The organism is Nocardia araoensis NBRC 100135, from assembly GCF_000308435.1.
In the GTDB taxonomy this organism is placed as follows: domain Bacteria; phylum Actinomycetota; class Actinomycetes; order Mycobacteriales; family Mycobacteriaceae; genus Nocardia; species Nocardia araoensis.
Genome location: NZ_BAFR01000219.1, coordinates 1 through 23,117, shown reverse-complemented (window position 1 = coordinate 23,117; position 23,117 = coordinate 1). Strand labels below are relative to the sequence as shown.

At 68.5% G+C, this 23,117-nt stretch carries 20 protein-coding genes; 9 read left to right on the top strand and 11 right to left on the bottom strand.

Annotated features, from left to right (window positions below; genetic code table 11):
* Positions 1–2: 2 nt before the first annotated feature.
* The 6 genes from ON21_RS29620 to ON21_RS29600 all read right to left on the bottom strand — a co-directional run bounded on the left by ON21_RS29620 (position 3) and on the right by ON21_RS29600 (position 5,035).
* Positions 3–473, bottom strand: a complete 471-nt coding sequence (locus ON21_RS29620; RefSeq protein WP_039803331.1) for an SRPBCC family protein — start codon at positions 471–473, stop codon at positions 3–5.
* A gap of 138 nt (positions 474–611) precedes the next feature.
* The gene (gene lhgD / locus ON21_RS29615; protein WP_039803329.1) at positions 612–1,796 is read right to left on the bottom strand and encodes an L-2-hydroxyglutarate dehydrogenase; all 1,185 of its coding nucleotides are present in this window, start codon (positions 1,794–1,796) and stop codon (positions 612–614) included.
* A 22-nt stretch (positions 1,797–1,818) separates the two neighbouring features.
* Positions 1,819–2,253, bottom strand: coding sequence for a hypothetical protein (locus tag ON21_RS29610; RefSeq protein ID WP_039803327.1), 435 nt, complete (start codon positions 2,251–2,253; stop codon positions 1,819–1,821).
* Positions 2,247–2,459: a hypothetical protein gene (locus ON21_RS38765; protein ID WP_157171008.1), complete on the bottom strand. Its 213-nt coding sequence runs from the start codon at positions 2,457–2,459 to the stop codon at positions 2,247–2,249. The genes ON21_RS29610 and ON21_RS38765 overlap by 7 nt, the downstream gene beginning before the upstream one ends.
* Positions 2,460–2,774: 315 nt before the next feature.
* Positions 2,775–3,566, bottom strand: coding sequence for a TIGR03084 family metal-binding protein (locus ON21_RS29605; RefSeq protein WP_039803325.1), 792 nt, complete (start codon positions 3,564–3,566; stop codon positions 2,775–2,777).
* A gap of 113 nt (positions 3,567–3,679) precedes the next feature.
* A complete protein-coding gene (locus ON21_RS29600; protein WP_039803323.1) occupies positions 3,680–5,035 on the bottom strand; it encodes a DUF445 domain-containing protein in 1,356 nt (451 codons plus the stop codon).
* A 271-nt stretch (positions 5,036–5,306) separates the two neighbouring features.
* Here ON21_RS29600 and lon point away from each other — a divergent pair, with 271 nt between their 5' ends.
* Entirely contained in the window at positions 5,307–7,640 is a 2,334-nt protein-coding gene (lon, locus tag ON21_RS29595; RefSeq protein ID WP_051021477.1) for an endopeptidase La, read from the top strand.
* A 330-nt stretch (positions 7,641–7,970) separates the two neighbouring features.
* Here lon and ON21_RS29590 read toward each other — a convergent pair whose 3' ends face one another.
* Positions 7,971–8,423, bottom strand: coding sequence for a PaaI family thioesterase (locus tag ON21_RS29590; RefSeq protein WP_039803320.1), 453 nt, complete (start codon positions 8,421–8,423; stop codon positions 7,971–7,973).
* Positions 8,420–9,004, bottom strand: a complete 585-nt coding sequence (locus ON21_RS29585) for a TetR/AcrR family transcriptional regulator (RefSeq protein WP_039803318.1) — start codon at positions 9,002–9,004, stop codon at positions 8,420–8,422. Before ON21_RS29585 ends, ON21_RS29590 begins: the two co-directional genes overlap by 4 nt.
* 104 nt (positions 9,005–9,108) lie before the next feature.
* Between ON21_RS29585 and ON21_RS29580 the strand changes: the two genes are divergently transcribed.
* The 3 genes from ON21_RS29580 to ON21_RS29565 all read left to right on the top strand — a co-directional run bounded on the left by ON21_RS29580 (position 9,109) and on the right by ON21_RS29565 (position 13,029).
* On the top strand, positions 9,109–10,179 hold the full coding sequence (locus tag ON21_RS29580; RefSeq protein WP_039803316.1) for a DNA polymerase IV: 1,071 nt from the start codon (positions 9,109–9,111) through the stop codon (positions 10,177–10,179).
* A gap of 37 nt (positions 10,180–10,216) precedes the next feature.
* Entirely contained in the window at positions 10,217–11,212 is a 996-nt protein-coding gene (locus ON21_RS29575) for an oxidoreductase (RefSeq protein ID WP_039803389.1), read from the top strand.
* 338 nt (positions 11,213–11,550) lie between these two features.
* On the top strand, positions 11,551–13,029 hold the full coding sequence (locus ON21_RS29565) for an alpha/beta hydrolase (RefSeq protein WP_051021476.1): 1,479 nt from the start codon (positions 11,551–11,553) through the stop codon (positions 13,027–13,029).
* 12 nt (positions 13,030–13,041) lie between these two features.
* On the opposite strand, the gene ON21_RS29560 is transcribed toward ON21_RS29565, so the two are convergent.
* Entirely contained in the window at positions 13,042–14,922 is a 1,881-nt protein-coding gene (locus ON21_RS29560) for an ABC transporter ATP-binding protein (protein WP_039803386.1), read from the bottom strand.
* Between the two features lie 212 nt (positions 14,923–15,134).
* On the opposite strand from ON21_RS29560, the gene ON21_RS29555 reads away from it, so the two are divergent.
* From ON21_RS29555 to ON21_RS29535, 5 genes are all read left to right on the top strand, one after another.
* The gene (locus tag ON21_RS29555) at positions 15,135–17,924 is read left to right on the top strand and encodes an FAD-binding and (Fe-S)-binding domain-containing protein (protein WP_039803312.1); all 2,790 of its coding nucleotides are present in this window, start codon (positions 15,135–15,137) and stop codon (positions 17,922–17,924) included.
* Positions 17,925–18,284: 360 nt separating this feature from the next.
* Positions 18,285–19,208, top strand: a complete 924-nt coding sequence (locus tag ON21_RS29550) for a DNA-3-methyladenine glycosylase family protein (RefSeq protein WP_039803311.1) — start codon at positions 18,285–18,287, stop codon at positions 19,206–19,208.
* Positions 19,209–19,499: 291 nt separating this feature from the next.
* Positions 19,500–19,892, top strand: a complete 393-nt coding sequence (locus tag ON21_RS29545; protein ID WP_245562786.1) for a DNA-directed RNA polymerase subunit beta — start codon at positions 19,500–19,502, stop codon at positions 19,890–19,892.
* Positions 19,893–20,059: 167 nt separating this feature from the next.
* Positions 20,060–20,284, top strand: coding sequence for a DUF397 domain-containing protein (locus tag ON21_RS29540; protein WP_083880959.1), 225 nt, complete (start codon positions 20,060–20,062; stop codon positions 20,282–20,284).
* An 89-nt stretch (positions 20,285–20,373) separates the two neighbouring features.
* Entirely contained in the window at positions 20,374–20,571 is a 198-nt protein-coding gene (locus ON21_RS29535; RefSeq protein ID WP_039803307.1) for a hypothetical protein, read from the top strand.
* Between the two features lie 47 nt (positions 20,572–20,618).
* Here ON21_RS29535 and ON21_RS29530 read toward each other — a convergent pair whose 3' ends face one another.
* Together ON21_RS29530 and ON21_RS29525 are read right to left on the bottom strand one after the other, a co-directional pair.
* The gene (locus tag ON21_RS29530; protein WP_039803305.1) at positions 20,619–21,365 is read right to left on the bottom strand and encodes a succinate dehydrogenase/fumarate reductase iron-sulfur subunit; all 747 of its coding nucleotides are present in this window, start codon (positions 21,363–21,365) and stop codon (positions 20,619–20,621) included.
* A 2-nt stretch (positions 21,366–21,367) separates the two neighbouring features.
* Positions 21,368–23,117, bottom strand: a 1,750-nt coding sequence (locus ON21_RS29525; protein WP_039803304.1) for a fumarate reductase/succinate dehydrogenase flavoprotein subunit, incomplete at its 5' end; no start/stop codon positions are given.

The window sequence follows — 23,117 nt, the reverse complement described above, 5'->3', positions numbered from 1 at the left end:
CCCTACGCAATCCGACCGACAAGATCGGTACCGTGGAATTCCTCTATCTCCCTCCGCAACCGGGCCTCGGTACGCCGAAGCGCCGATTTGACCGCGGCGTCCACCAAGCCCCCGCTCAGGCGCCCGATCACACCGCCAAGTGGACTGTACTCCGCCTCGGAGGTCAGTACCGAGCGCCCGTAGCCGAGCGGGTCGAAGCGTAGCCGCAGCGTGCCGGAGAAACGCCCGCGCAGCGTATAACCGATCACCGCGTTGGGGCGGTATTCGGTGATCTCGCAGGTGGTGGTCGGTTGCCAGAGCACGAGACGGGTCGTGGTGGCGAAGACCGCGCCGAGTCCGCGATCCCGGTCGCCGGTCGGTACGAAGTCCGCGATCCCGAACATCCAATCCGGTACGAATAGATGGTTGTCCGTGTAGTTGAAGGCGACCTCGACGGGCGCTCCGACGTCACTCGCGTACTTGATGTGGCCCATAGGCCCTCCCTGTCCCACGACTGGCGTTAAAAGTACTACAGCACTCCTCTTTATTCGAGGGCTCTGCGCGATTTGGTGCGCCGAATCGCAAGATTGCGACCGAGTAGTTGCTTGGGAGAAGATCGCTGCGCCGCGTGCTCAGAGCTGGTCGACGATGTGCTCCGCGATCGGCATGGCCGAGGTCGCCGCAGGTGAGGGTGCGTTGAGCAGATGAATCGAGCGCTCGGTGCGCTCGAGCATGAAGTCGTGCACCAAGGTTCCGTCGCGCAACACCGCTTGCGCGCGAATTCCCGCCTCCCGGGGAAGCAGATCGGCGAGCGTCAGCTCCGGACAATAGCGGCGGCACTGCGCCAGGTATCCCCGCTTGAACAGCGAATTGCGCAGTTCCCGCAGTCCGGTTCGCACGTTGGCCTTGGCGACGCGGTGGAAACCGCTGAATCCGAGCACTTCTCGCGCGTCGCGCAGATCGATGTCGCCTTTGCGGTAGCCCTCCCTGGCGAGGCCGAGCACCGCGTTCGGGCCCACGGTGAGCGCTCCGTCGATCGTCGGGCTCAAATGCACGCCCAGGAAGGGCAATTCGGGATCGGGGATCGGATAGATCAAGGTGCTGACCAGCCCGTTGCGCTCCCGCGGCAGTTGGTAGTACTCACCGCGGAAGGGAACGATGCGAAAATCGGTGCGCAGACCGGCGGCTCGTGCCATCCGGTCGGCTTGCAGTCCCGCACAGACCACCAGGCGGCGAGCTGTCCAGGAACCGGCCGGTCCCGCGGCGGTCACCGCGTCCGAGGTTTCGGTGAGTGTGGTGATCTCGACACCCAGCACGAACTCACCACCCGCGCGGCGGACTTCCTCGGCCAGCGCTTCCGTCACCCGGGTGAAGTCGATGATGCCGGTGTCCGGGACGAACAGGGCGCCGGCGCCGGTCACGTGTGGTTCCCGCCGCGTGAGTTCCGCGGCGTCGATCAGCTCGACGGCCACGCCGTTGACGACGGAACGTTCGTGCAGCGCGAGCATGCGTCCGTACTCGGCGTCGTCGGTGGCGACCAGCAGTTTGCCGCAGACCCGGTACGGAATGCCCTGTGCCGCAGCGAAATCCTTGGTCCAGCGCGCACCCCGGCGACACAGCGTGGCCTTGAGGCTGTCCGGCGGATAGTAGATGCCGGAGTGGATGACGCCGCTGTTGTGCCCGGTTTGATGGACGGCCAGGCGCTCGGCCTTCTCCAACAGCACCAGGCTCGCACCGGGATGGCGCGCCAGGATCCGATGCGCGGTCGCGACGCCGACGATGCCGCCGCCGATGACGCAGAAGTCGTAGGCGCTCATGCCGAGCAGGGTAAGCGGTGGGTCACACCACGGCGGAATCCACCGCGTTCCGCGGGGGTGTGGGCGCGCGTCCGGCGGTTCCGGGGGCGGGGTGACGATCCAGGTGCAAGTCGTGCTCGCCCAGGCTCGGGTCGGAGAACGCCACGCGCACTTCGCCGCGTTGGGTATCGAGGTCGGTGCGCATCGTGGTCACGGTGCTCGCGGCCGGTTGCTCGGAGCGGAGCAGACCGGTGAGCATGGTCAAGGCGTTCGTGTCCACGGTGACCGAAACCGTGTCGGTTTCGACCTCGGTGACTTGCGCGCCGACGTAGGCGTCGCCGAGCCGGACTCTGCCTCCGAGCGGTGCGTGCGCAGGCGGTGTGGTAGGTGAATCGACCTGCGGCTCTATGGTTTCCGGTTCGTATACGCGCGGCGCGGAAATCGATGTCGGCAGGACGAAACTATTGCCGGTCAGCACGGGATAGAAGGCCGTGCCGCGTCCGTGGTCGGTCCGGTGCGGGGCGGCCGGGGGATCGGCGCGGCGATCGAGGTATCGGGGCGCTGCGCATCGGCGATCTGGTGGACGATATAGGCGCCGGCCGCGACGGTCAGGCTGAGACTGGCCGCACCGGCGAGCACGACGGCGGCATGCCGTGCGACCTGGACAGGTCGGTGCGCTGTCACGATGCGTTCCTTTCCCTGCGACGCTGCTCCCCACAGGCGATCAGCACCATGGAAAGCTGTACGCCCGCCCAGATTACCTGTGCCGCCGCAGGGTATACCGCATCGAAGAGATCAGGATCACAGCGAGCGCGCCGCCCGGACGAGCCGATGTCCCCGGCGTTCATGGCGTCGATGTTTCCGTGCACGCACGGGCGGGTAAATATTCGGGAGCGGGCGAGCGCCATTCTCGACTGCCATCTCGAGACACCCGGCCAACGGCGTCCGGCCGTCGACATGAACACGGCGCACCCAAGTGTGGCGCTCGCCCGCTCCGGGTCACACGAACTGGCCCGCTGTCCTTCCTTCGCCCGTCGGACCCGCGAAAGCCTGTGCGATAGTGAGCCATTCCGCGGCGTCCTCGCCGTGTGCCACGAGCGCCAGATCGTCCGGATGGCGGCGCTGGGTCACCAGCAGGCAGAAGTCGAGCGCCGGTCCGGTCACCCGCTGTTCGGCGTCCTCGGGGCCCCATGACCAGACGGTGCGATCCGGCGCGGTGAGCTCGACCCGGAATTCCGCTGCGGGCGGGGTCTTCCCGTGCACGGTGTAGGCGAAGTTCCTGGTGCGCACGCCGATGTGGGCCACGGTGCGCAGCCGAGCCGTAGGCGAGCGGTGCACGCCGAGAGCATCGGCCACATCCTGCCCGTGCGCCCAGGTCTCCATGATGCGCGCGGTGATCATCGACGCCGGGCTCATCGGCGGCCCGAACCACGGCAGTTTGACGCCCGCGGGCACGGCGCGCAGCGCGGCCGTGAGCGACGCGCGCCCACGCCGCCAGCGGTCGAGCAACTCGGCGGGCGGTTCGGTCGCGGCCTTCTCGGCGGCCTCGTCGACGAACGTGAGGGCGCGCGGTCCGGCCTCGGTCAGCAACTGCTGGAAGCGCGTCGCGTCCGCGGTGGCGATCGTCGCGATCTCGTCGGTCCAGGCCAGATGCCCGATCTGATGCGCGATGGTCCAGCCGGGCGCGGGTGTGGTGCGCGCCCATTCCTCGGGCGCCAGTGGGGCGACGAGTCGTTCCAGGTCCGCGCATTCGTCGGCGAAGTCGCCGAGCAGCGCCTCTAGGTCAGCCATCTGTTCCCCTGCCGGTCCCGGGCCCACCGCCTCGTGCGCCACCGTCGTCCAGCATCGCAGCGGGTCTAAAAAAAGGCAAGCATGCTTGTTTTATCTCGGCGGCAACGGGCCGGCTACCAGCCGAAAAGGGTCAGATGGGCTGCTCCCACGACGATGCCGAGGACCGCACCGTGCAGATACAGCAGCCAGGCGTCCTGCTCCACGGAGGCGTAGAACATCTCCATGAACTCCCCTGGCGTGAGCTCGCGCAACTTGCGCGCGGCGAACTCGTCGATGGTCTTGGCCTGCTCCCGGGTGAACTCCTCGTCCTCGACCAGGGTCGGCGCCAAGCCGACGGCGGCGCCCGCCGCGCCCACCGTGAGGTTGTCGAACTGTCGCCGTCCCAGCGCCGCGCGCACCAGCGTGGTGGTCGGCCCGAGCTGACGATGGATCTCGTCGGCGATCAAGCGCTCCAGCAACTGCCTGGTCTTGTCCCCGTTCGGGCCTTCCAGCAGTTCCTTGGACAGGTTCGGCAGCGTCAGCACCTGATAGGCCAGTATGTGCGCCAGATCGGTCGCCGCCTGCGGCTGCCGTTTCGCCAGCAGCGCTTGCTTCCACAGGTACTTGTACCTCGGTTGCGGGTCGCCCGGCTCGAACACCATCTTCACCGCGATGACGTTCACGATCACGCCGATCGCCGCCGAGGCGAGCAGGACGATCACCCAGCCGGGCACCCAGCCCAGCACCGGAATCTGCTGGTGCACGTGCAGGTACAGCGCCAGCAGCACGCCGAAGGGCGCGCCGAGCAGGCCGATGCGCACCATGAAGCGCAGCTCGGGCGCCGCGATGGTGGTGGTCAGGTCCTCGAGGATGGCCGGATTGTCCTGCAGGTAGCGGATCACGAAGCCCTTGATGCCGATCAACTGGTCGACGTTGTCGCCCAGCGACGCGAACGCGCGGCGCGACAGTGCGGGCAGTTCCCGATCCACCCGCTGGTAGATCAATTGCTTGGCGGCGCGCGGCACCGTACGCCACAGGTCCGCGTTCTCCCGGTACATCAGCTCGTCCACCAGCGGGCGCACCTGCTGCCGCGCCAGCACCGCGATGTAGTCGGCGATGCCGTCGAGATCGAGTTCGTGGATGAAGTCCTTGGGGCTGCCGATCCGCATCAGGGCCTTGTCCACGCAGATGCTGGCCATCTTCTCCGCGCGCGCCGGGATGAAGCCCTGGAATCCGAGGCGGCGGCCGTCGCCGGAGAAGGTCGGCAGCACTTGGACCCGGCGCGGGAAGTACGGATAGAGCACATGCAGGCCCGGGATGCGGATGCCGCGGAAGACGATCGGCCAGAACAGCATCAGCACGCCGGTCCAGTTGGTCAGCCATCCCGCGAGCGCGCTGAAGATCGGGAACGTGATCAGGTCGACCACGAATTTCGGCTGCCCGGTCACGCTCTCCCAGTCGATGAACACGCCAGCGGCGAGCGACGACATCGATGGGACTCCTCAAGCCGATCCGGCGGTACCGCCGGTATGAGATACCAAGGTCACAACGTTCTCATTGCCTTGGACGGGGTGTCAACGCGAAGCAGGGACCATCCAGGTCGCGACTTCGCCGTCAGCGAACGGACCGGTCGGGGCGGAACAAACCCATCCGCCCCGGGGTTGAGTAGGCATCGCTCAACTTTTGGAAGGGTCGAAGAACGTGACTACACCACAGAACCTGCCGGTGCTGTTCCTCACCGATCCGATCGTGCTGCCGGGCATGGTCGTGCCCATCGAACTGGACGAATCCGCGCAGGCCGCGATCGACGCCGCGCGCGCCGCAAAGACCGACGCCGTGCTGCTCGCGCCGCGACTGACCGAGGGCTACGCCACTTACGGTGTGGTCGCCACCATCGAACAGGTCGGCCGGATGCGCGGCGGCGCCCCTGCCGCCGTCCTCAAGGCCGAACGGCGCGCCAAGATCGGGCACGGGGTCACCGGTCCCGGCGCCGCGCTGTGGGTCGAGGCCGAGCCGGTCGAGACGCCCGCCGCCGACGGCCGCACCAAGGAACTGGCCGCCGAATACAAGAAGCTGGTCGTCTCGGTGCTGCAACGCCGCGAGGCCTGGCAGATCATCGACGCGGTCAATCAGCTGACCGACCCGTCGGCCATCGCCGACACCGCGGGCTACGCCCCGTACCTGACTTCCGATCAGAAGCGTGAACTGCTCGAGACCCCCGACGTGGCGGCGCGGCTGACCACCCTGATCGAGTGGACCAAAGCGCACATCGCCGAGGCCGAGATCAGCGAGAAGATCAGCGAAGACGTGCGCGAGGGCATGGAGAAGAGCCAGCGCGAATTCCTGCTGCGCCAGCAGCTCAACGCGATCCGCAAGGAACTCGGCGAGGACGAGCCGGACGGCGCGGACGACTACCGCACCCGCGTCGGGCAGGCCGACCTGCCCGACACCGTGCGGGAGGCGGCGCTGCGCGAGGTCGGCAGGCTGGAGCGGGCCAGCGATCAGAGCCCGGAATCCGGCTGGATCCGGACCTGGCTGGACACCGTGCTGGAGTTGCCGTGGACGGTGAAGACCACCGACAGCGCCGACGTCTCGGCCGCCCGCGCGGTGCTCGACGCCGACCACCACGGCTTGGAAGAGGTCAAGGACCGGATGGTCGAGTACCTGGCCGTCCGCGCACGCCGGGCCGCCCGCGGCCTGGAGGTCGTCGGCGGACGCGGGTCCGGCGCGGTGCTGGTGCTGGTCGGCCCGCCCGGCGTCGGCAAGACCTCGCTGGGCGAGTCCGTGGCGCGCGCTCTCGGCCGCAAGTTCGTCCGCGTGGCTTTGGGCGGCGTCCGCGACGAGGCCGAGATCCGCGGTCACCGCCGCACCTATGTCGGCGCCATGCCCGGCCGGATCGTGCGGGCCATGAAGGAGGCCGGTTCGATGAACCCGGTCGTCCTGCTGGACGAGATCGACAAGGTCGGCTCGGACTTCCGCGGCGACCCGGCGGCCGCCCTGCTCGAGGTGCTGGACCCGGCGCAGAACCACACGTTCCGCGACCACTACCTGGATCTGGATCTGGATCTGTCCGACGTGCTGTTCATCGCGACGGCGAACGTCATGGAGACCATCCCCGGCCCGCTGCTGGACCGGATGGAACTGATCACCGTCGACGGCTACACCGAGGACGACAAGGTGGCCATCGCGCGCGACTTCCTGGTGCCGCGGCAGCTGGAGCGCAGCGCGCTGACCGCCGAGGAGGTGGCGGTGAGCGAGGAAGCGCTGCGCGAGATCGCCGCCAACTACACCAGGGAGGCCGGCGTCAGGCAGATGGAGCGGCTGATCGCCAAAGCGCTGCGCAAGGCGGCCACGCGGTTGTCGGAGCGCGAAGCCGGATCGGGTTACGACCCGGAACTGGGTTACGAGGCGACGGTCGAACGTGACGCCGGAACTCTGACGATCGGTCTGGACGACTTGCAGGACTACCTGGGTCGTCCGCGGTTCACTCCCGACTCGGTGGAGCGCACGGCCGTTCCGGGTGTGGCCACCGGCCTCGCCGTGACCGGCGCGGGCGGCGACGTCCTCTACATCGAGGCGAACGCCGCCGAGGGCGAGCGCTCGCTGACGCTCACCGGCCAGCTCGGTGACGTCATGAAGGAGTCGGCACAGATCGCGCTGACCTACGTGCGCTCGCACCTGGAGGAGATCGGCATCGAGCCGTCGGTGCTCGATCGCAATATCCACATCCACTTCCCGGCGGGTGCGGTGCCGAAGGACGGGCCGTCCGCGGGCGTCACGATGGTCACCGCCCTGGTGTCGCTGGCGCTGGGTCGTCAGGTGCGATCGGACGTCGGCATGACCGGTGAGGTCACGCTGAACGGCCGGGTGCTGCCGATCGGCGGCGTGAAGCAGAAGCTGCTCGCCGCCCAGCGGGCCGGATTGAAGACGGTGTTCATCCCGGCGCGCAACGAGCCGGATCTGGATGACGTCCCGGCGGAAGTGCTGGCCGCGCTGGACGTCCGGCCGGTCGCCGACGTGGCCGACATCCTGGCCTACGCGATCGAGCCGGTCGCCGAGCCCGCCTTGGGGCCTGCCTTCGCGGCGACCGCCTGATAGGCGCGGTCGGACGTAGTCCGTCCTCGGCCCGCGCACGGCCGGAGCGAAGGCGGAGGTACGCCTGATAGGCGCGGTCGGACGTAGTCCGTCCTCGGCCCGCGCATGGCCGGAGCGAAGGCGGAGGTAAGTCTGACCACGGCGGAACGGGCCGGGCACGGAGCTATCCGAGCCCGGCCCTTCGCATGTCATCGAGCGGCGGAGCGCCGGAGGGACGTTGTACGGCCGTGGGCGGAAGCACCGGAGCGGCGCATCGCTCGCCGTGCCCGGTGTGGCCAGGTCCGGCCACCGTCGATGCACCTCACCTCGCCGCACCGGGCCCTCTGACCGTCAGGGCCTGCTATTCGTGCCGGTCAAGTCCGTTTCCGCCAGCCGGGTGGTGCCTTGGCCCACCGCGCACAGGACTGGTTCCCGGTCGGAGCTTTCCGCGTAGATCGCGCAGTGGGCAACCACTTGGCGGCGCGTCGCCCCGGTGACGGATGCCTCGATGCGCAACCGGTCGCCTGCGGCGGGGCGCAGGTAGGTGATGGTGACACCTCCGGTGAGGACGTTCGCGCCGAGAACCGTTCCGGCGGCGAAGGTGAGGGCGTTGTCGGCGGCATAGGCGAGCACGCCGCCGTGCACGTAGCCGAATTGCTGGGTCAGTTCGCGGCGCAGCGGGATGATCAGGGTCGCGGCGCCGTCGCCGAACGCGGTGATCTCGGTGCCGATCAGCGTGGCGAACGGCTGCGCGGCGAGTACCTTCTTGGCGCTGTCCAGGTCGAGGGTGCCGGCGGCGGTCACTCGGACAGCTCCCCTGCGGCTGCGGTGCGATCGGCGGCGAGCGCCAGCCAGGCGGCGTCGGCCAGCTCGCCCGCGACTTCGGCAGGGGCGATGCGCATGTCACCGCCCAGCCACTGCCGCGTGTATTCCTGCGCCGGACCCAGCCACAGCGCGTAGACCAGATCGATGGGGAGATCGCGCACCACCCCGTACCCCGCGTGGGTGCGCCACCACCGCGTCACGTCGGACATGAAGCGGCGATTGCTCTCGCTCTCGCGCACTCCTGGCGGCCGCGCGGAGGTGAGTACCGTTGCGCGGTATTGATTTTCGCTCACCCACCGCAGATGCTCGCGCACACCGGCGGTGACGCCTTCGCGCGCGTCGGCGCTGTCGCCGACCACCGCCCAGAAATGTTCCTGATAGTCCGCCAGCGCGTTGACCCACACCTGCCGGTACAGGTCGGCCTTGTCCGGGAAGTGGTGGTAGAGCGCACCGACGCTGGCGCCCGCCGCGTCCCGGATCTGGGTCAGCGTCGCGTCGAGCGCCCCGTGCTCGGCGAACTGGCGCTCGGCCGCCAGTAGCAACCGATCTCGAATCTTCATGTCCAGAATTTAGTTCTGTTTTTCGGGCCGCGCAATGTGCCGGTCGACCGGCGATCGCGCCGGAATTCCGGCCAGGTGTCGCACCCCTGCGGTAAGAACGGCATGTGGCCGGATGGCTGTTGCACGTCGATCTCGATCAGTTCCAGGCGGCGGTGGAATTCCGCCGTCATCCGGAGCTGCGCGGATTGCCGGTCATCGTCGGCGGCCACGGCGATCCCACCGAACCCCGCAAGGTGGTGACCTGCGCGTCCTATCCGGCGCGCGCGTTCGGCGTGCGGGCCGGGATGCCGCTGCGCAGCGCCCAGCGCAAGTGCCCCGACGGCGTGTTCCTTCCCTTGGACATGGCCGCCTACGAGGACGCCTCCGACGAGGTCATGGCCCTGCTGCGCACGTTCCCGGGACGGGTCGAGGTGTGGGGCTGGGACGAGGCGTTCCTCGCCGCCGACACCGACGACCCGGAAGCACTCGCGCGGCGGGTGCGCGACGCGATCGCCGGACTCGACCTGACCTGCTCGATCGGCATCGGGGACAACAAGCTCACCGCCAAGCTCGCGACCGGCTTCGCCAAGTCGGCGGGCAAGTCGTCGGCCGCACCCGCCGCCGATGCGGGCGCCGCCGCGGGCGTCTTCCGGCTCACCGCCGCGAACTGGACCGAGGTGATGGCTCATCGCCCGACCGACGCGCTGTGGGGCATCGGTAACCGCATCGCCGCCCGGCTCGCGGAACTCGGCATTCGAACAGTCGGCGAGCTGATGGCGGCGGACCGGCAGCGTCTGGCCGCCGAATTCGGGCCGAACACCGGTCCTTATCTCTGGGTGCTCGGCCACGGCAAAGGCGATACGGACGTCACCACCGAACCGCGAATCCCCGTCGGCCGCAGCAAATCCGAGACCTTCCCGCAGGACCTCACCGATCCCGGCGAGATCCGCGCCCAGGTCGCGCGGCTGGCCACCGAGGTCGCCGAGGAGATGGCCGCGGCGGGGCGGATCGGCACCCGCGTTTCGGTGACGGTACGCACGAACACCTTCTACACCCGCAGCAAGCAGGAAAAACTGCCCGAACCGACCATCGACGTCGCGCGCATCGCCGAGACCGCGCTGCGCGTCGTCGAACGATTCGACCTCGACCGCCCGGTTCGTCTGCTCGGCGTGCGGTTGGAACTCCTGCCGCAGTAGCTCCCGGACCCGACCGGACGCTCGTATGCTCGTCCGCATGGAGTTCTGGGCGATGGTGGCACACGAATCGGATAGCGGGATCGTCCTGACCCGGCAGCAGGCGGGCGAGGATTTCCTCGGGCCGGGTGACGTGACGATCAAAGTGCACTACTCGAGCGCGAACTACAAGGACGGTCTGGCGATCACCAAGGGCGGCGGTGTGGTGCGCAACTACCCGATCGTCCCCGGGATCGATCTCGTCGGCGAGGTGGTCGAGTCCGCCGACGACGATTTCGCCCCGGGGGACCAGGTGATCGCGCACGGATACGACATCGGCGTGGCGCACAACGGCGGCTTCGCCGAGTACGCCAGGGTGCCCGCCGAATGGGTGGTCAAGCTGGAGGGCCTGAGCATGCGCGACGCGGCCGCGCTCGGCACCGCCGGGTTCACCGCGGCCCTGAGCGTGCAGGCCCTGCTCGATCGCGGTGTCATGCCGGATGCGGGCCCCGTGCTGGTCACCGGCGCGACCGGCGGGGTCGGCAGCGTGAGTATCGATATCCTCTCCGGCCTCGGTTTCGAAGTCGTCGCTTCCACCGGCAAGACCGACGCGAACGATCTGCTCAGCGAGATCGGCGCGAACGAGGTGATCGGCAGGTTGCCGGAGGACCCGAGCGCCAAGCCGCGGCCGTTGACCAAGGCGCGGTGGGCGGCGGCCGTGGACAGCGTCGGCGGCGCGTCGCTGGCCTACGTGCTGAGCGCCATCGGCTACGGCGGCGTGGTCGCGGCCAGCGGGCTCACCGGCGGACCGGAACTGCCCACCACGGTGATGCCGTTCATCCTGCGCGGCGTCACGCTGGAGGGTATCGACTCGGTCAATCTTCCGATCGAGCGCCGCCGCGAAGTGTGGGCCCAGCTCGGCAAAGAGCTCCGCCCGCAGCATCTTTCGGAGCTGACGAACTACGCTCCCATCACCGATGTGGAGAAGGTGCTGCACTCCATCCGCGGCGGCGGCCACCGGGGGCGGACCGTTCTCGGCGTCATGGGCGAATTCTGATCTCTAGCGCTCGGGCGAATTCCCGCCGGATGCGTCAGGGACGTACCGAGACGACGAGGTCGTGAGATCGATCAGCGAAGCCCGGCTCGAGTCGTTCGAGCTGGGCTTCGCCGGTTCTCCCGGCCATGCGCCCGTGCCGCCGCTCTCCTGCCACGCGGCGATCGGACGAGATCCGGCGGATGCCTCGTTCGAACCCCGCCGCGCGGGGGAAGCCGTTGCCGCCGTAGCGAGCGCCGATCCGATACGGTTCTTCCGCATCCACCTACGTGCCCGCTCCGGCCGAGAGGCGAATTTCGTTGTCCACGAATCCGTTCTGGCGTTCGATATCGATAGTGGCGATGTCGGCACTGCTCGCCGCACCCGCGTACGGCCGAGCAGATCCGGCGGGCGACTCGCACCAAGACGGGCTGGACCGCTTCTATCATCAGCCGCTCGAGTGGAAGCCGTGCGGTGTGGAGAACCTGGACAAGGCCGGTGGCGAGTGTGCCGACGTCTCCGTGCCGCTGGACTACGGGCGGCCCGGCGGTCGCACCATCACGTTGGCGATATCCCGGGTGAAGGCGAGCGATCCGGCGCGACGACGCGGCATCCTGGTGTCGAATCCGGGCGGTCCCGGCGGGCAGGGTCTGGACAGTGTGGATCTGCTCGGTGACGTGCTCTCGCCGGAGGTGCTGGCGAGTTACGACCTGATCGGCATGGACCCGCGCGGAGTCGGCGAATCCACCTCGAGCCCGAGGTGCGGGTGGCCGGTCGGCGAGATGGTCCGCTCGGCGGGTCTGGATCCGCTGGGCTTCGTGCACGACACCGTTCAGTCCGCGGGCATGGCCGCGAGCTGCGTCGTTCGCGATCCGGAATTGGTGCGGCAGTTCACCACTCGCAACACGGCGCGGGACATGGACGTCGTCCGAGCCGTCCTGGGCGAGGAGAAGGTCAATTTCTACGGCCTCTCCTACGGCACGTACCTCGGCGCGGTGTTCACCCAGATGTTCCCCGAGCGCAGCGATCGGGTCGTGCTGGACAGCGCGATCGACCCGGACCGGTACTGGACGGGCCTGGTACAGGATTGGGGTCCGGCGGACGAGATCGCTTTGGACGACTGGGCAGTGTGGGCTGCCGCGCGTGACGACGAGTTCCGGCTCGGCGCGACGCCGCAACTGGTGCGCGCGAAGATCGAGGAGCTGGTCCGGATCGCCCACCGTCAGCCGATCGTCATCGACGGCTTCGCGATCGACGACCACTGGTTGCCGTTCATCCTGCACAGCTTGTTGTGGAACTTCCGGCTGAACGAACCGTTGGCCGCGACAGTGCGCGAGATCGCCGACGCCGCGGGCGGTCCGCCCACGACCTCGCGCACGCCGCGGCTGCGCGCCATCGTGGCGGCGCTGCGGGACAACGAGAACTCCGTCCTCGCGGAGATCGCCTGCGGCGATGTCAGCGCGCCCATCGATCCGCTCTGGTACTGGCGCAACATCGAGGAGAACCGCGCCACGCAACCGGTGTTCGGCGCGCTGGCGGGCAATATCCAACCGTGCGCCTTCTGGCCTCGTCCGGTCGAACCGCCGACCGTGGTGCGCAACGCGGTGCCCGTGCTCATCGTGCAGGCGACGGGCGATCCGCGCACTCCCTATGCGCACGGCCTCCGGCTGCACCAGTATCTGTCGCAGTCGCGAATGGTCACCTTGCAAGACGTGCGCATCCACATGACATTCCGGCCGGAGCTGAGCGGTTGCGTGAACAACGCGATCAACACCTACTTCGGCGCGGGAACCATGCCGGACGCCGACACCACCTGTACCGCGGACCGGACGGCGAGCTAGCCGGACGACGGCTCAGGCCGCGGCCGTGACAGGTTCCTCGGCGAACTGGGTGCGGTACAGCTCCGCGTAGCGACCGTCGGCGTTCAGCAGCTGCGGGTGCGTGCCGCGCTCCACGATCCGGCCCTCCTCCAGCACTAGGATCTGGTCGGCGGCGCGGATGGTGGACAGCCGGTGCGCGATCACCAGCGCCGTCCTGCCCTCCAGCGCTTCGGACAGCGCCTCCTGCACGGCGGCTTCCGAGGTCGAGTCGAGCGACGCGGTCGCCTCGTCCAGGATCACCACACGCGGTTGCTTGAGCAGCAGGCGCGCGATGGTCAGGCGCTGGCGCTCACCACCGGAGAGCCGGTAGCCGCGCTCGCCGACCACGGTCTCCAACCCGTCCGGCAGCGACGCGACCAGGTCGCGCAGCCGGGCGCGCTGGAGCGCGTCCCAGAGTTCGTCCTCGGTGGCCTCCGGCCGCGCGAGCAGCAGATTGGCCCTGATGGTGTCGTGGAACAGGTGCCCGTCCTGGGTGACCAGCCCGACCGTGTCGCGGATCGATCCGGTGGTCAGCTCGCGCACGTCCACGCCGTTCAACCGCACCGCGCCCGCGTCGACGTCGTAGAGACGGGAGACCAGCTGCGCGATGGTCGACTTACCCGCGCCCGACGAGCCGACCAGCGCGATCAGCTGACCGGGCTCGGCGCGCAGCGACACGTCGTGCAGCACCTCCACCCCGCCGCGGGTGTCCAGATTCGCCACGTCCTCCAGCGAGGCGAGCGAAACCTTGTCGGCCGACGGATAACCGAAGCTCACCGCGTCCAACTCCACCGCGACCGGACCCGAGGGAACCGGTTTCGCATCCGGCGCGTCCTCGATCAGCGGCTTCAGATCCAGCACTTCGAAGACGCGCTCGAAGCTCACCAGCGCGGCCATGATCTCCATCCGGGCGCTGGCCAGCGCGGTGAGCGGCGTGTAGAGCCTGGTCAGCAGCAGCGACAGCGACACGACCGCGCCCGCCTCCAGTTGCCCCCGCAGGGCGTACCAGCCGCCGAGCCCGTACACCAAGGCGATCGCCAGCGCGGACACCAGCGTGAGCGAGGTGACGAAGACCGTCTGCAGCATCGCGGTGCGCACGCCGATATTCCGCACCCGGCGGGCCCGCAGCGCGAACTCGTCGGACTCCTGCTCCGGACGGCCGAAGAGTTTGACCAGCGTCGCGCCCGGCGCGGAGAAGCGCTCGGTCATCTGGGTGCTCATCGCCGCGTTCAGCCGGGCCGCCTCCCGCTGCAAGTCCGCCAGCCGGTTGCCCATCCGGCGCGCCGGGATCACGAACACCGGAAGCAACACCAGCGCGAGCAATGTGATCTGCCAGGAAATGCTGATCATCACGCCGAGGGTGAGCACGAGGGTCACCAGATTGGCCACCACGCCGGACAAGGTGTCGCTGAACGCGCGCTGGGCGCCGATGACGTCGTTGTTCAAGCGGCTGACCAGCGCGCCGGTCCTGGTCCTTGTGAAGAAGGCGACGGGCATCTTCTGCACGTGGTCGAACACGGCGGTGCGCAGATCGAGAATGAGCCCCTCGCCGATCCGCGCCGACATCCACCGGATCGCCACCCCGAGTCCCGCGTCGAACACCGCGAGCACGCCGATCACCGCCGCGAGGACGACCACCACCCGTGGCGCCGCGCCGCCGACGATGTCGTCGACCACCCGGCCCGCCAGCACCGGAGTCGCCACGGCGAGGACCGCGGACACCACGCTGAACAGCAAGAACGCGGCGATCCGCCGCCGGTGCGGCGCGGCGAACCGGATGATGCGCCCGGCGGTGGCGAGGCGGAACGGCCGCTGTTCCTGCGGCGCGTTCGCCCGCCGGTACATCTGGCTCCACGCCACGGATTCGATGCTCACGTTGTTCTCCCTCTCGCTCCCCACCCATCCAAGACCTGGCCACCGACATTAAGACCTCAACAATGGTTGAGTTCAAGTCGATTCCGGCCCGGCGGCGTTTCCGCTCACGGCGAAACCGGCGGCAACCCAAACCCCTGACGCACTCCGGCTGGGATGAGCCACAAGAGGGCCGCGAACACCCAGCGCCGCAGGCGCTGGAAAAATGAATACCTATGGCGGCACTGCACGGCGGGATCGCGGGTGAGGTCGACACCTCCGAGCGGCGGCGGGCGGAGTACTCCTCGGACGCGTCGAACTATCGAGTTCTCCCGGCAGCGGTCGTCTTTCCCCGGACCGACGCGGACGTCGCGGTCACCTTGGAATTCGCCCGAGCCGAGGGTCTGCCGGTGACCGCGCGCGGCGCGGGAACATCGGTGGCGGGCAACGCGATCGGTCCTGGGCTGGTGCTCGACTTCAGCAGGCATATGAACCGGATCGTGGCGATCGATGCGGACGCGCGCGTGGCCACCGTGCAGCCGGGCGTGGTGCTGTCGGAGTTGCAGCGCGCGGCCCGTCCGCACGGCCTGCGCTTCGGCCCGGACCCTTCGACGCAGAATCGCTGCACGCTCGGCGGCATGATCGGCAACAACGCGTGCGGACCGCGCGCGGTCGCGTGGGGCCGCACCTCCGACACGGTGCGCGAACTGCGCATTCTGGACGGCACCGGGACCGAGAGGACTTTGGCCGCCGACCTGTCCGCGGTGCCGGGCCTCGCGGAATTCAGTCGGACGAATCTCGCGGTGCTGCGCACCGATCTCGGTCGCTTCGACCGCCAGGCATCCGGATACGGTCTGGAACATCTGCTGCCCGAGCGCGGCCCGTCGGCGGCGAAGGCGTTCGTCGGTAGCGAGGGCACCTGCGGCTTGCTGCTGGACGCGACCGTCGAACTGGTCGAGCTGCCCGCGGCCACCGTGCTCACCGTGCTCGGCTACCCGGACATCGCCACCGCGGCCGACGACGTCGCCGCCGTGCTGGCCTGCGCGCCGATCGCGGTGGAGGGCATCGACGCGCGGCTGGTCGACGTGGTCCGTGCGCACCGGGGAACGGTCCCCGACCTGCCGCGCGGCGGCGGTTGGCTGTTCGTGGAGACCGCGGGCGCGACCCAGGCCGACGCGCTGGCCGTCGCACAGCGGCTGTGCCGAACGGCGGGCGCGATGGACAGCAGGATCGTGACCGATCCGGGGACCGCCGCGGCGCTGTGGCGGATCCGGGCCGACGGCGCCGGATTGGCGGGCCGCACGCCCGACGGACAGCCGGCCTGGCCGGGGTGGGAGGACGCGGCCGTCCCACCCGCGCGGCTCGGCGCCTACCTGCGCGATTTCGCCGCCTTGACGCGCGAGCACGGCGTCGACGGGCTGCTGTACGGGCATATCGGCGACGGCTGTATCCACGTCCGGCTCGATCTTCCGATCGCCGACGCGCCGCAGCGCTTCCGCGCCTTCCTGTTCGACGCGGCGGAACTGGTCGTGCGGCACGGGGGTTCGCTGTCCGGCGAGCACGGCGACGGGCGGGCTCGCTCCGAATTGCTCTCGGCGATGTACTCCCCCGCGGTGCTCGACGTCTTCGCCGGGTACAAAGCCTTGTTCGACCCCGGTGACATCTTGAACCCGGGCGTGCTCGTCGCGCCGCGTCCGATCGACGCCGACCTGCGGCTGGCCGGACTCGGCGGCGTCGGCGCGGCGAAGGGCTATGCGCTGGAAGAAGACGACGGCGATATGGGCGTCGCGGTCCATCGCTGCGTCGGCGTCGGCAAATGCCGCGCCGACGGCGGTTTCATGTGCCCGTCCTACCAGGCCACCCGAGACGAGAAGGACAGCACGCGCGGACGGGCGAGGGTGCTGCAGGAGGTGGTGCGCGGCGCGCTGCCCTGGTCGTCGGAGGCCGTCGCCGAGTCGCTCGATCTGTGCCTGTCCTGCCGGGCGTGCCGGTCGGACTGCCCGGCGGGTGTGGACATGGCCACCTACAAGTCGGAGACGCTGTATCGCCGCTACCGCCACCGGCCGCGGCCGATCGACCACTACTCGCTGGGCTGGTTGCCTCGCTGGCTATCCGCGGCGAGTCGCATGCCGCGGGTGGTCAACGCGCTCGCGGGCCGGACCGCGCTGCGTCGAGCCGGGCTGCGGGCGGCGGGCATCGATCCGCGCCGCGACGTGCCGCGCCTGGCCCCGCGCACCTTCCGCCGCATCTGGCGCGATCTGGATCAAGGCGCCCGACTGGCGGAGTCCGTCTACGCACCCGAGGAGCGGGCGGTCACCGGTGGTTCCGGCGAGGTGATGCTGTGGATCGATACCTTCACCGACGCGTTCGACCCGGAGATCGCCTTGGCCGCGGCACGGCTGCTTGCCGCATTGGGCTACCGCGTCCGGATCCCGGAGCAACGCGTCTGCTGTGGTCTCACCTGGATCAGCACCGGGCAACTCGACGGCGCCCGCACGCGGTTGCGGGCCACCTTGACCGCGCTGCAGGAGCACGTCGACGCGGGCGGCGTGGTGGTGGGACTGGAACCGTCCTGCACCGCGGTCCTGCGCGCGGACCTGACGGAACTGTTGCCGGACGATCCCAGATCGGCCAGGACCGCCGCCGCCGTGCGTACCTTCGCCGAGTTCCTCGCCGAACAGCCGACCTGGCGGCCGCCGCAGCGAACCGGTCGGTCGGTGGTGGTCCAGCCGCATTGTCACCAGCACGCCGTTCTCGGATTCGATGCTGATCGCCGTTTATTGGCCAGCATGGGCGTGACGGTGACGGAAATCACCGGTTGCTGCGGTCTGGCGGGAAATTTCGGAATGCAGTCGGGCCATTACGACATTTCGGTCGCAGTGGCCGAGAACGGTGTACTTCCCGCACTGCGCGCCGCGGGCGAGGATGCGATCTTCCTCGCCGACGGCTTCTCCTGCCGCACTCAGGCCGCGGCCCTCTCCGGGCGGCGGGCGCGGCATATCGCGCAATTCCTATTGGGCGAGTGACGTTTTCCAGCGCCCGCCAGCCGGCCGGGCGGGCGCCGCGTGGTTCAGCTGCCGAACGGCAGGGTGCCCGGCGGAATCTGGTAGCCCGAGCTGCCCGCGGAAACTCCGCCCCAGGCGTTGAGCAACCAGTTGAGCAGATTCGTGATCATCAGAGAACCTCCATCATTGCTACAGCCAGCTATTTGCCGAACGAAAACGTTATCGCCGTGAATCTCGTGCCGTTACATCGGATTGCTAAACCATAATGTGCGATGGGCATGAAAAGTCTTATGGTGTGGCTCAGATAATAATCCGCGTCTCCGGGTGGAGGTGGGCGGGGCGCCGCGCGCCGCACGGGGCAGAATGTCTCCGGTGCGGAGCATGACGGTGGAGCCGGAAGCCAGCCGGACCGTGACCGCGGATCGGCCGATCGATCTGGCGTGCACGCTGGCTCCCCTCGGTCGCGGCACCGGCGATCCCTGCCACCGGGTGACCGGCGACGGCGCGCACTGGCACGCCTCCCGTATGCCGACCGGGCCGGTCACCTATCGCCTGGCCCAGTCCGGTCCGTTCGCCGTGCGGGCCTGCGCCTGGGGGCCGGGCGCGGCGGAATTCCTCGCCGGTCTCGAGCACATGCTCTGCCTGGACGAGGACGTCTCGGCGTTCCTCCCGGATCATCCGAAGCTCGTCGATGCCCACCGCCGCTTTCCCGGGCTGCGCATGCTGCGTACGGGTCTGGTGTTCGAAGCCCTGGTGCCGTCGGTGCTGGAACAGAAGGTGCACACCGTCTCCGCACGGGCCTCGTGGCGGAAACTGGTGCGGCAGTATGGTGCACCGGCGCCGGGCCCCGCGCCGGAGGGAATGCGGCTGCCGCCGGACGCGGACACCTGGCGGCGGATTCCCTCCTGGGCCTACCACCGGGCCAACGTCGGACCGCAACGCGCGCAGACCATCGTGCGTGCGGCCCGAATCGCCGAATCGCTGGAGCGCGCGGCACGGGTCGATCCGGTCGAGGCGGCACGAATGCTGCGCAGTGTCCCCGGTATCGGGGTGTGGACCGCCGCGGAGATCGCACAGCGAGTTTTCGGCGACGCGGACGCCTTGTCGGTCGGCGATTACCACCTGGCCGCCGCGGTCGGCTGGACCTTGCTCGGCCGTCCCATCGATGACGATGCGATGGTCGAATATCTGGAGCCGCTGCGGCCACACCGTTACCGCGCGATCCGTCTGCTCGAGATCAGTGGATACTTTCACAAGCCGAAGTTCGGCCCCCGCACCCAGCTGACCGACCACACCTGGCACTGAGTCACAGCTTGCACATCGGCCCCGTGCGCGCTCATTTTTCCGCAGTTTTGCCCACTCTTTATCAGTCGGTTCCGTCCGGAACAAAGCAAAACTAGAAGTAGCCGCGCCATACTCGGCCATCGTCGCATCGAGACCCGAGCGGCGGCGGCAGTCGTATCACCGAGGTATGGCGCGCACCTCATCGTCGAACCACACAACTGCAGGGGGTTGTCAGTGGAGCAGAGGCCACTTGGGGATACACCATGGTCCAGATGCCAGTTCTATCGGCGGGAATGTGATCTGCCCGCCGTTGTGGATCCGCCCGAACTCGGGCGGATCGTGATGCGCGCCGGGTCGGTGTGGGGCTTGACCATGCCGAGCAGCCTGGGACAGGCGGTCAAAGCGCACCTGCAGAGCAAGAACGTCCGGCTCGGCCCGATCCTGGCTCATCCGCGCTCGAACCGTTGGACCTTCCTGATCGCGCCGGATCTGCCGGAGAACGACACGCGCCTGTTCGCACAGCTGTTCCGGCTCAACGTTTCCGTCGCTCGCGCCGGGTCGACGATCGCTTTGCCGTCCCCGACGGCGGCGGTCGGCGGTATCCGCTCCTGGGTAGTCCCGCCGCGCAATAGGTTTCGCCCATCGGGCCGGGTGGTGGTCGCGGCCATCCGCGCGTGGGCGGAACCCGCGCCGCGCCGCCGCTGATCCGCATCGCTCGGATCGCGTGCCCGTCCGGTTTTCGTCGGTTGTTCGCCCGACAGCCTCGGTCGGCGGCGGTACTATCGGGCGCGCGTGCGTGCGTCCAGCGGTGGTGCTGGGTTTCTCGGTCCGTGCACACGTCTCCCACGGCAGATAGCGAAGGAGTTCGTTTCGTGAGCATTCAAGGCAACGCGAACATCGACCTGACCGGCGCCACGTGGCGAAAAGCCGGGGAGGGTTCGGGCAACGACAGTGTCGAAGTGGCGCTGCTCGCCGACGGACACGTGGGAATGCGCAACGGGAACGACCCCGAGGGGCCGGTGCTGATCTTCACGCCGGCCGAGTGGGCCGCCTTCACCGCCGGCGTGCAGGACGGTGAGTTCGACCGGCCACGATAGGGCACGGCCGCTTTCGAAGATCACGGAATGACACATATTCGGCAACGAAAAGACGTTTGCCGAGGCCGCGAACGGGTAGCCCATTACCTGTGGACCGAGGGCTCAAGAGCTCCCATTCCCGGTACCGGAAATTACGGCCGGGCGACTGGGTGGAATGGCTGATCGTCGCGCTGTTGTTCGCGGTGTCGGCGGTCGGGGTCTTCGTCCTCACCAGCTCACTGCTGTCGGCGCTGCTCGTCGGCCTGCTGGTGTGGATCGTGGCCCTCGGTGTCGTGGCCATACTGTAAGGGTGCGCCGACCGGCCGGGGATCGCCCCGGCCGGTTGTCCGGCGTCCTAGCGGCGGAACAGCTTGTTGCCCAACCAGACCAGCGGGTCGTACTTGCGGTCGGCCACCCGTTCCTTCATCGGGATCAACGCGTTGTCGGTGATCTTGATGTGTTCGGGGCAGACCTCGGTGCAGCATTTGGTGATGTTGCACAGACCGAGCCCGTGCTCGTCCTGGGCGAGCTCGGTCCGGTCGCCGACGTCCAGCGGATGCATCTCCAATTCGCTGATCCGCATCAAATAGCGCGGCCCGGCGAACGCTTTCTTGTTCTCCTCGTGGTCACGCACCACGTGACAGGTGTTCTGGCACAGGAAGCACTCGATGCACTTGCGGAACTCCTGTGAGCGTTCCACGTCGACCTGCTTCATCCGGTACTCGCCCGGTTTGAGATCGGCGGGCGGCGTGAAAGAGGGTATTTCTCGCGCCTTTTCGTAATTGAACGACACGTCCGTCACGAGGTCCTTGATCACGGGGAACGTGCGCATCGGCGTCACCGTGATCACTTCGTCCTGGGTGAAGGTGGACATCCGGGTCATGCACAGCAGCCGCGGCCGCCCGTTCACTTCGGCCGAGCACGAACCGCATTTGCCCGCCTTGCAGTTCCAGCGCACGGCCAGATCGGGCGCCTGGGTGGCCTGTAGCCGGTGGATGATGTCGAGTACGACCTCGCCCTCGTTCACCAGCACGGTGAAATCCTGCAGTTCTCCGCCGTCGAGATCGCCGCGCCATACGCGGAATTTGGCGTCGTAACCCATCGTTACGCCTCTCGCTCCGTCGAATGCCCGGCCGCGGCCGGGTGCCCGGCGAGTTCATCCGGGGTGTAGTACTTCTCGAGCTCGCCGAGATCGAAGAGGGCGAGCAGGTCCGGCCGCATCGGAATCTGATCCTTGCGTGTCACGGTGACGCCGGGGATCGGGTCGCCAGCCGTGCCCGGGTCCACCGCGCAGACCAGCAGTTTGTTCCGCCAGTCCGGGTCCATCGACGGGTGGTCGTCCCGGGTGTGCCCGCCGCGGCTCTCGGTCCGCAGCAGCGCCGCGTGCGCCACGCATTCGCTGACCAGCAGCATGTTCTGCAGGTCGAGCGCGAGATGCCAGCCGGGGTTGAACTGGCGGTGGCCCTCCACCGTCACCTGGCGGAACCGGGCACGCAGCTCGGCGAGCTTGTCGATCGCCTCGCGCACTTCGTGTTCCTTGCGGATGATGCCGACCAGATCGTTCATCGTCTGCTGCAAATCGGTGTGCAAGGTGTAGGGGTTTTCCCCTTTGCCGTCCGCGGGTGGATCGAACGGCGCCACGGCGGCCTGCGCGGCCTTCGAGACATCGTCCTCCGCGACCGACGGCCGCTCGCCGAGCTGTTCCACGTAAGCGGCGGCCCCGAGCCCGGCCCGGCGGCCGAATACCAGCAGGTCGGACAGCGAATTGCCGCCGAGACGGTTGGATCCGTGCATGCCGCCGGAACACTCGCCCGCGGCGAACAGGCCGGGCACCGTGGCCGCACCGGTATCCGGATCGACCTCGACCCCGCCCATCACATAGTGACAGGTGGGCCCGACCTCCATCGGCTCCTTGGTGATGTCCACGTCCGCCAGCTCTTTGAACTGATGGTGCATCGAAGGCAGCCGCCGCACGATCTCCTCGGCGGGCATCCGGGAAGCGATGTCGAGGTAGACGCCGCCGTGCTCGGTGCCGCGCCCGGCTTTGACCTCCTCGTTGATGGCGCGCGCGACCTCGTCGCGCGGCAGCAGGTCCGGCGTGCGGCGCGCGGAGTCGTTGTCGCGCAGCCACTGGTCGGCCTCTTCCTCGGTCTCGGCGTACTGCCCCTTGAAGACCGGCGGAATGTAGTCGAACATGAACCGCTTGCCCTCGGTGTTCTTCAGCACCCCGCCGTCGCCGCGCACGCCCTCGGTGACCAGGATGCCCTTCACGCTGGGCGGCCAGACCATGCCGGTGGGGTGGAACTGCAGGAACTCCATGTTGATCAGCGTCGCGCCCGCGCGCAGCGCCAGCGCGTGCCCGTCGCCGGTGTACTCCCAGGAGTTCGAGGTCACCTTGTAGGACTTGCCGATGCCGCCGGTCGCCAGGACCACCGCGGGGGTCTCGAACAGGATGAAGCGGCCGGATTCGCGCCAGTAGCCGAACGCGCCGGAGATGCGGTCACCGTCCTTGAGCAATTCGGTGATGGTGCATTCGGCGAAGACTTTGATGCGCTTCTCGTAGTCACCGGTCTCGGCGAAATCCTCCTGTTGCAGCGAGACGATCTTCTGCTGCATGGTGCGGATGATCTCCAGGCCGGTCCGGTCGCCGACATGCGCGAGCCGCGGGTAGGTGTGGCCGCCGAAATTACGCTGGCTGATGCGGCCGTCCGCCGTCCGGTCGAACAGCGCTCCGTAGGTCTCCAGTTCCCAAACGCGATCGGGCGCTTCCTGGGCATGCAATTCCGCCATGCGCCAGTTGTTCAGGAACTTGCCGCCGCGCATCGTGTCCCGGAAATGGACCTGCCAATTGTCC

What these genes read in the sequence shown, in the direction of transcription:
- ON21_RS29530 (WP_039803305.1), bottom strand. Translation starts at nt 21,365, where the DNA reads ATGGGTTACGACGCCAAATTCCGCGTATGGCGCGGCGATCTCGACGGC.
- lhgD (WP_039803329.1), bottom strand. Translation starts at nt 1,796, where the DNA reads ATGAGCGCCTACGACTTCTGCGTCATCGGCGGCGGCATCGTCGGCGTC.
- lon (WP_051021477.1), top strand. Translation starts at nt 5,307, where the DNA reads ATGGTCGTGCCCATCGAACTGGACGAATCCGCGCAGGCCGCGATCGAC.
- ON21_RS29575 (WP_039803389.1), top strand. Translation starts at nt 10,217, where the DNA reads ATGGAGTTCTGGGCGATGGTGGCACACGAATCGGATAGCGGGATCGTC.
- ON21_RS29550 (WP_039803311.1), top strand. Translation starts at nt 18,285, where the DNA reads ATGACGGTGGAGCCGGAAGCCAGCCGGACCGTGACCGCGGATCGGCCG.
- ON21_RS29585 (WP_039803318.1), bottom strand. Translation starts at nt 9,004, where the DNA reads ATGAAGATTCGAGATCGGTTGCTACTGGCGGCCGAGCGCCAGTTCGCC.
- ON21_RS29600 (WP_039803323.1), bottom strand. Translation starts at nt 5,035, where the DNA reads ATGTCGTCGCTCGCCGCTGGCGTGTTCATCGACTGGGAGAGCGTGACC.
- ON21_RS29555 (WP_039803312.1), top strand. Translation starts at nt 15,135, where the DNA reads ATGGCGGCACTGCACGGCGGGATCGCGGGTGAGGTCGACACCTCCGAG.
- ON21_RS29605 (WP_039803325.1), bottom strand. Translation starts at nt 3,566, where the DNA reads ATGGCTGACCTAGAGGCGCTGCTCGGCGACTTCGCCGACGAATGCGCG.
- ON21_RS29620 (WP_039803331.1), bottom strand. Translation starts at nt 473, where the DNA reads ATGGGCCACATCAAGTACGCGAGTGACGTCGGAGCGCCCGTCGAGGTC.
- ON21_RS29565 (WP_051021476.1), top strand. Translation starts at nt 11,551, where the DNA reads ATGTCGGCACTGCTCGCCGCACCCGCGTACGGCCGAGCAGATCCGGCG.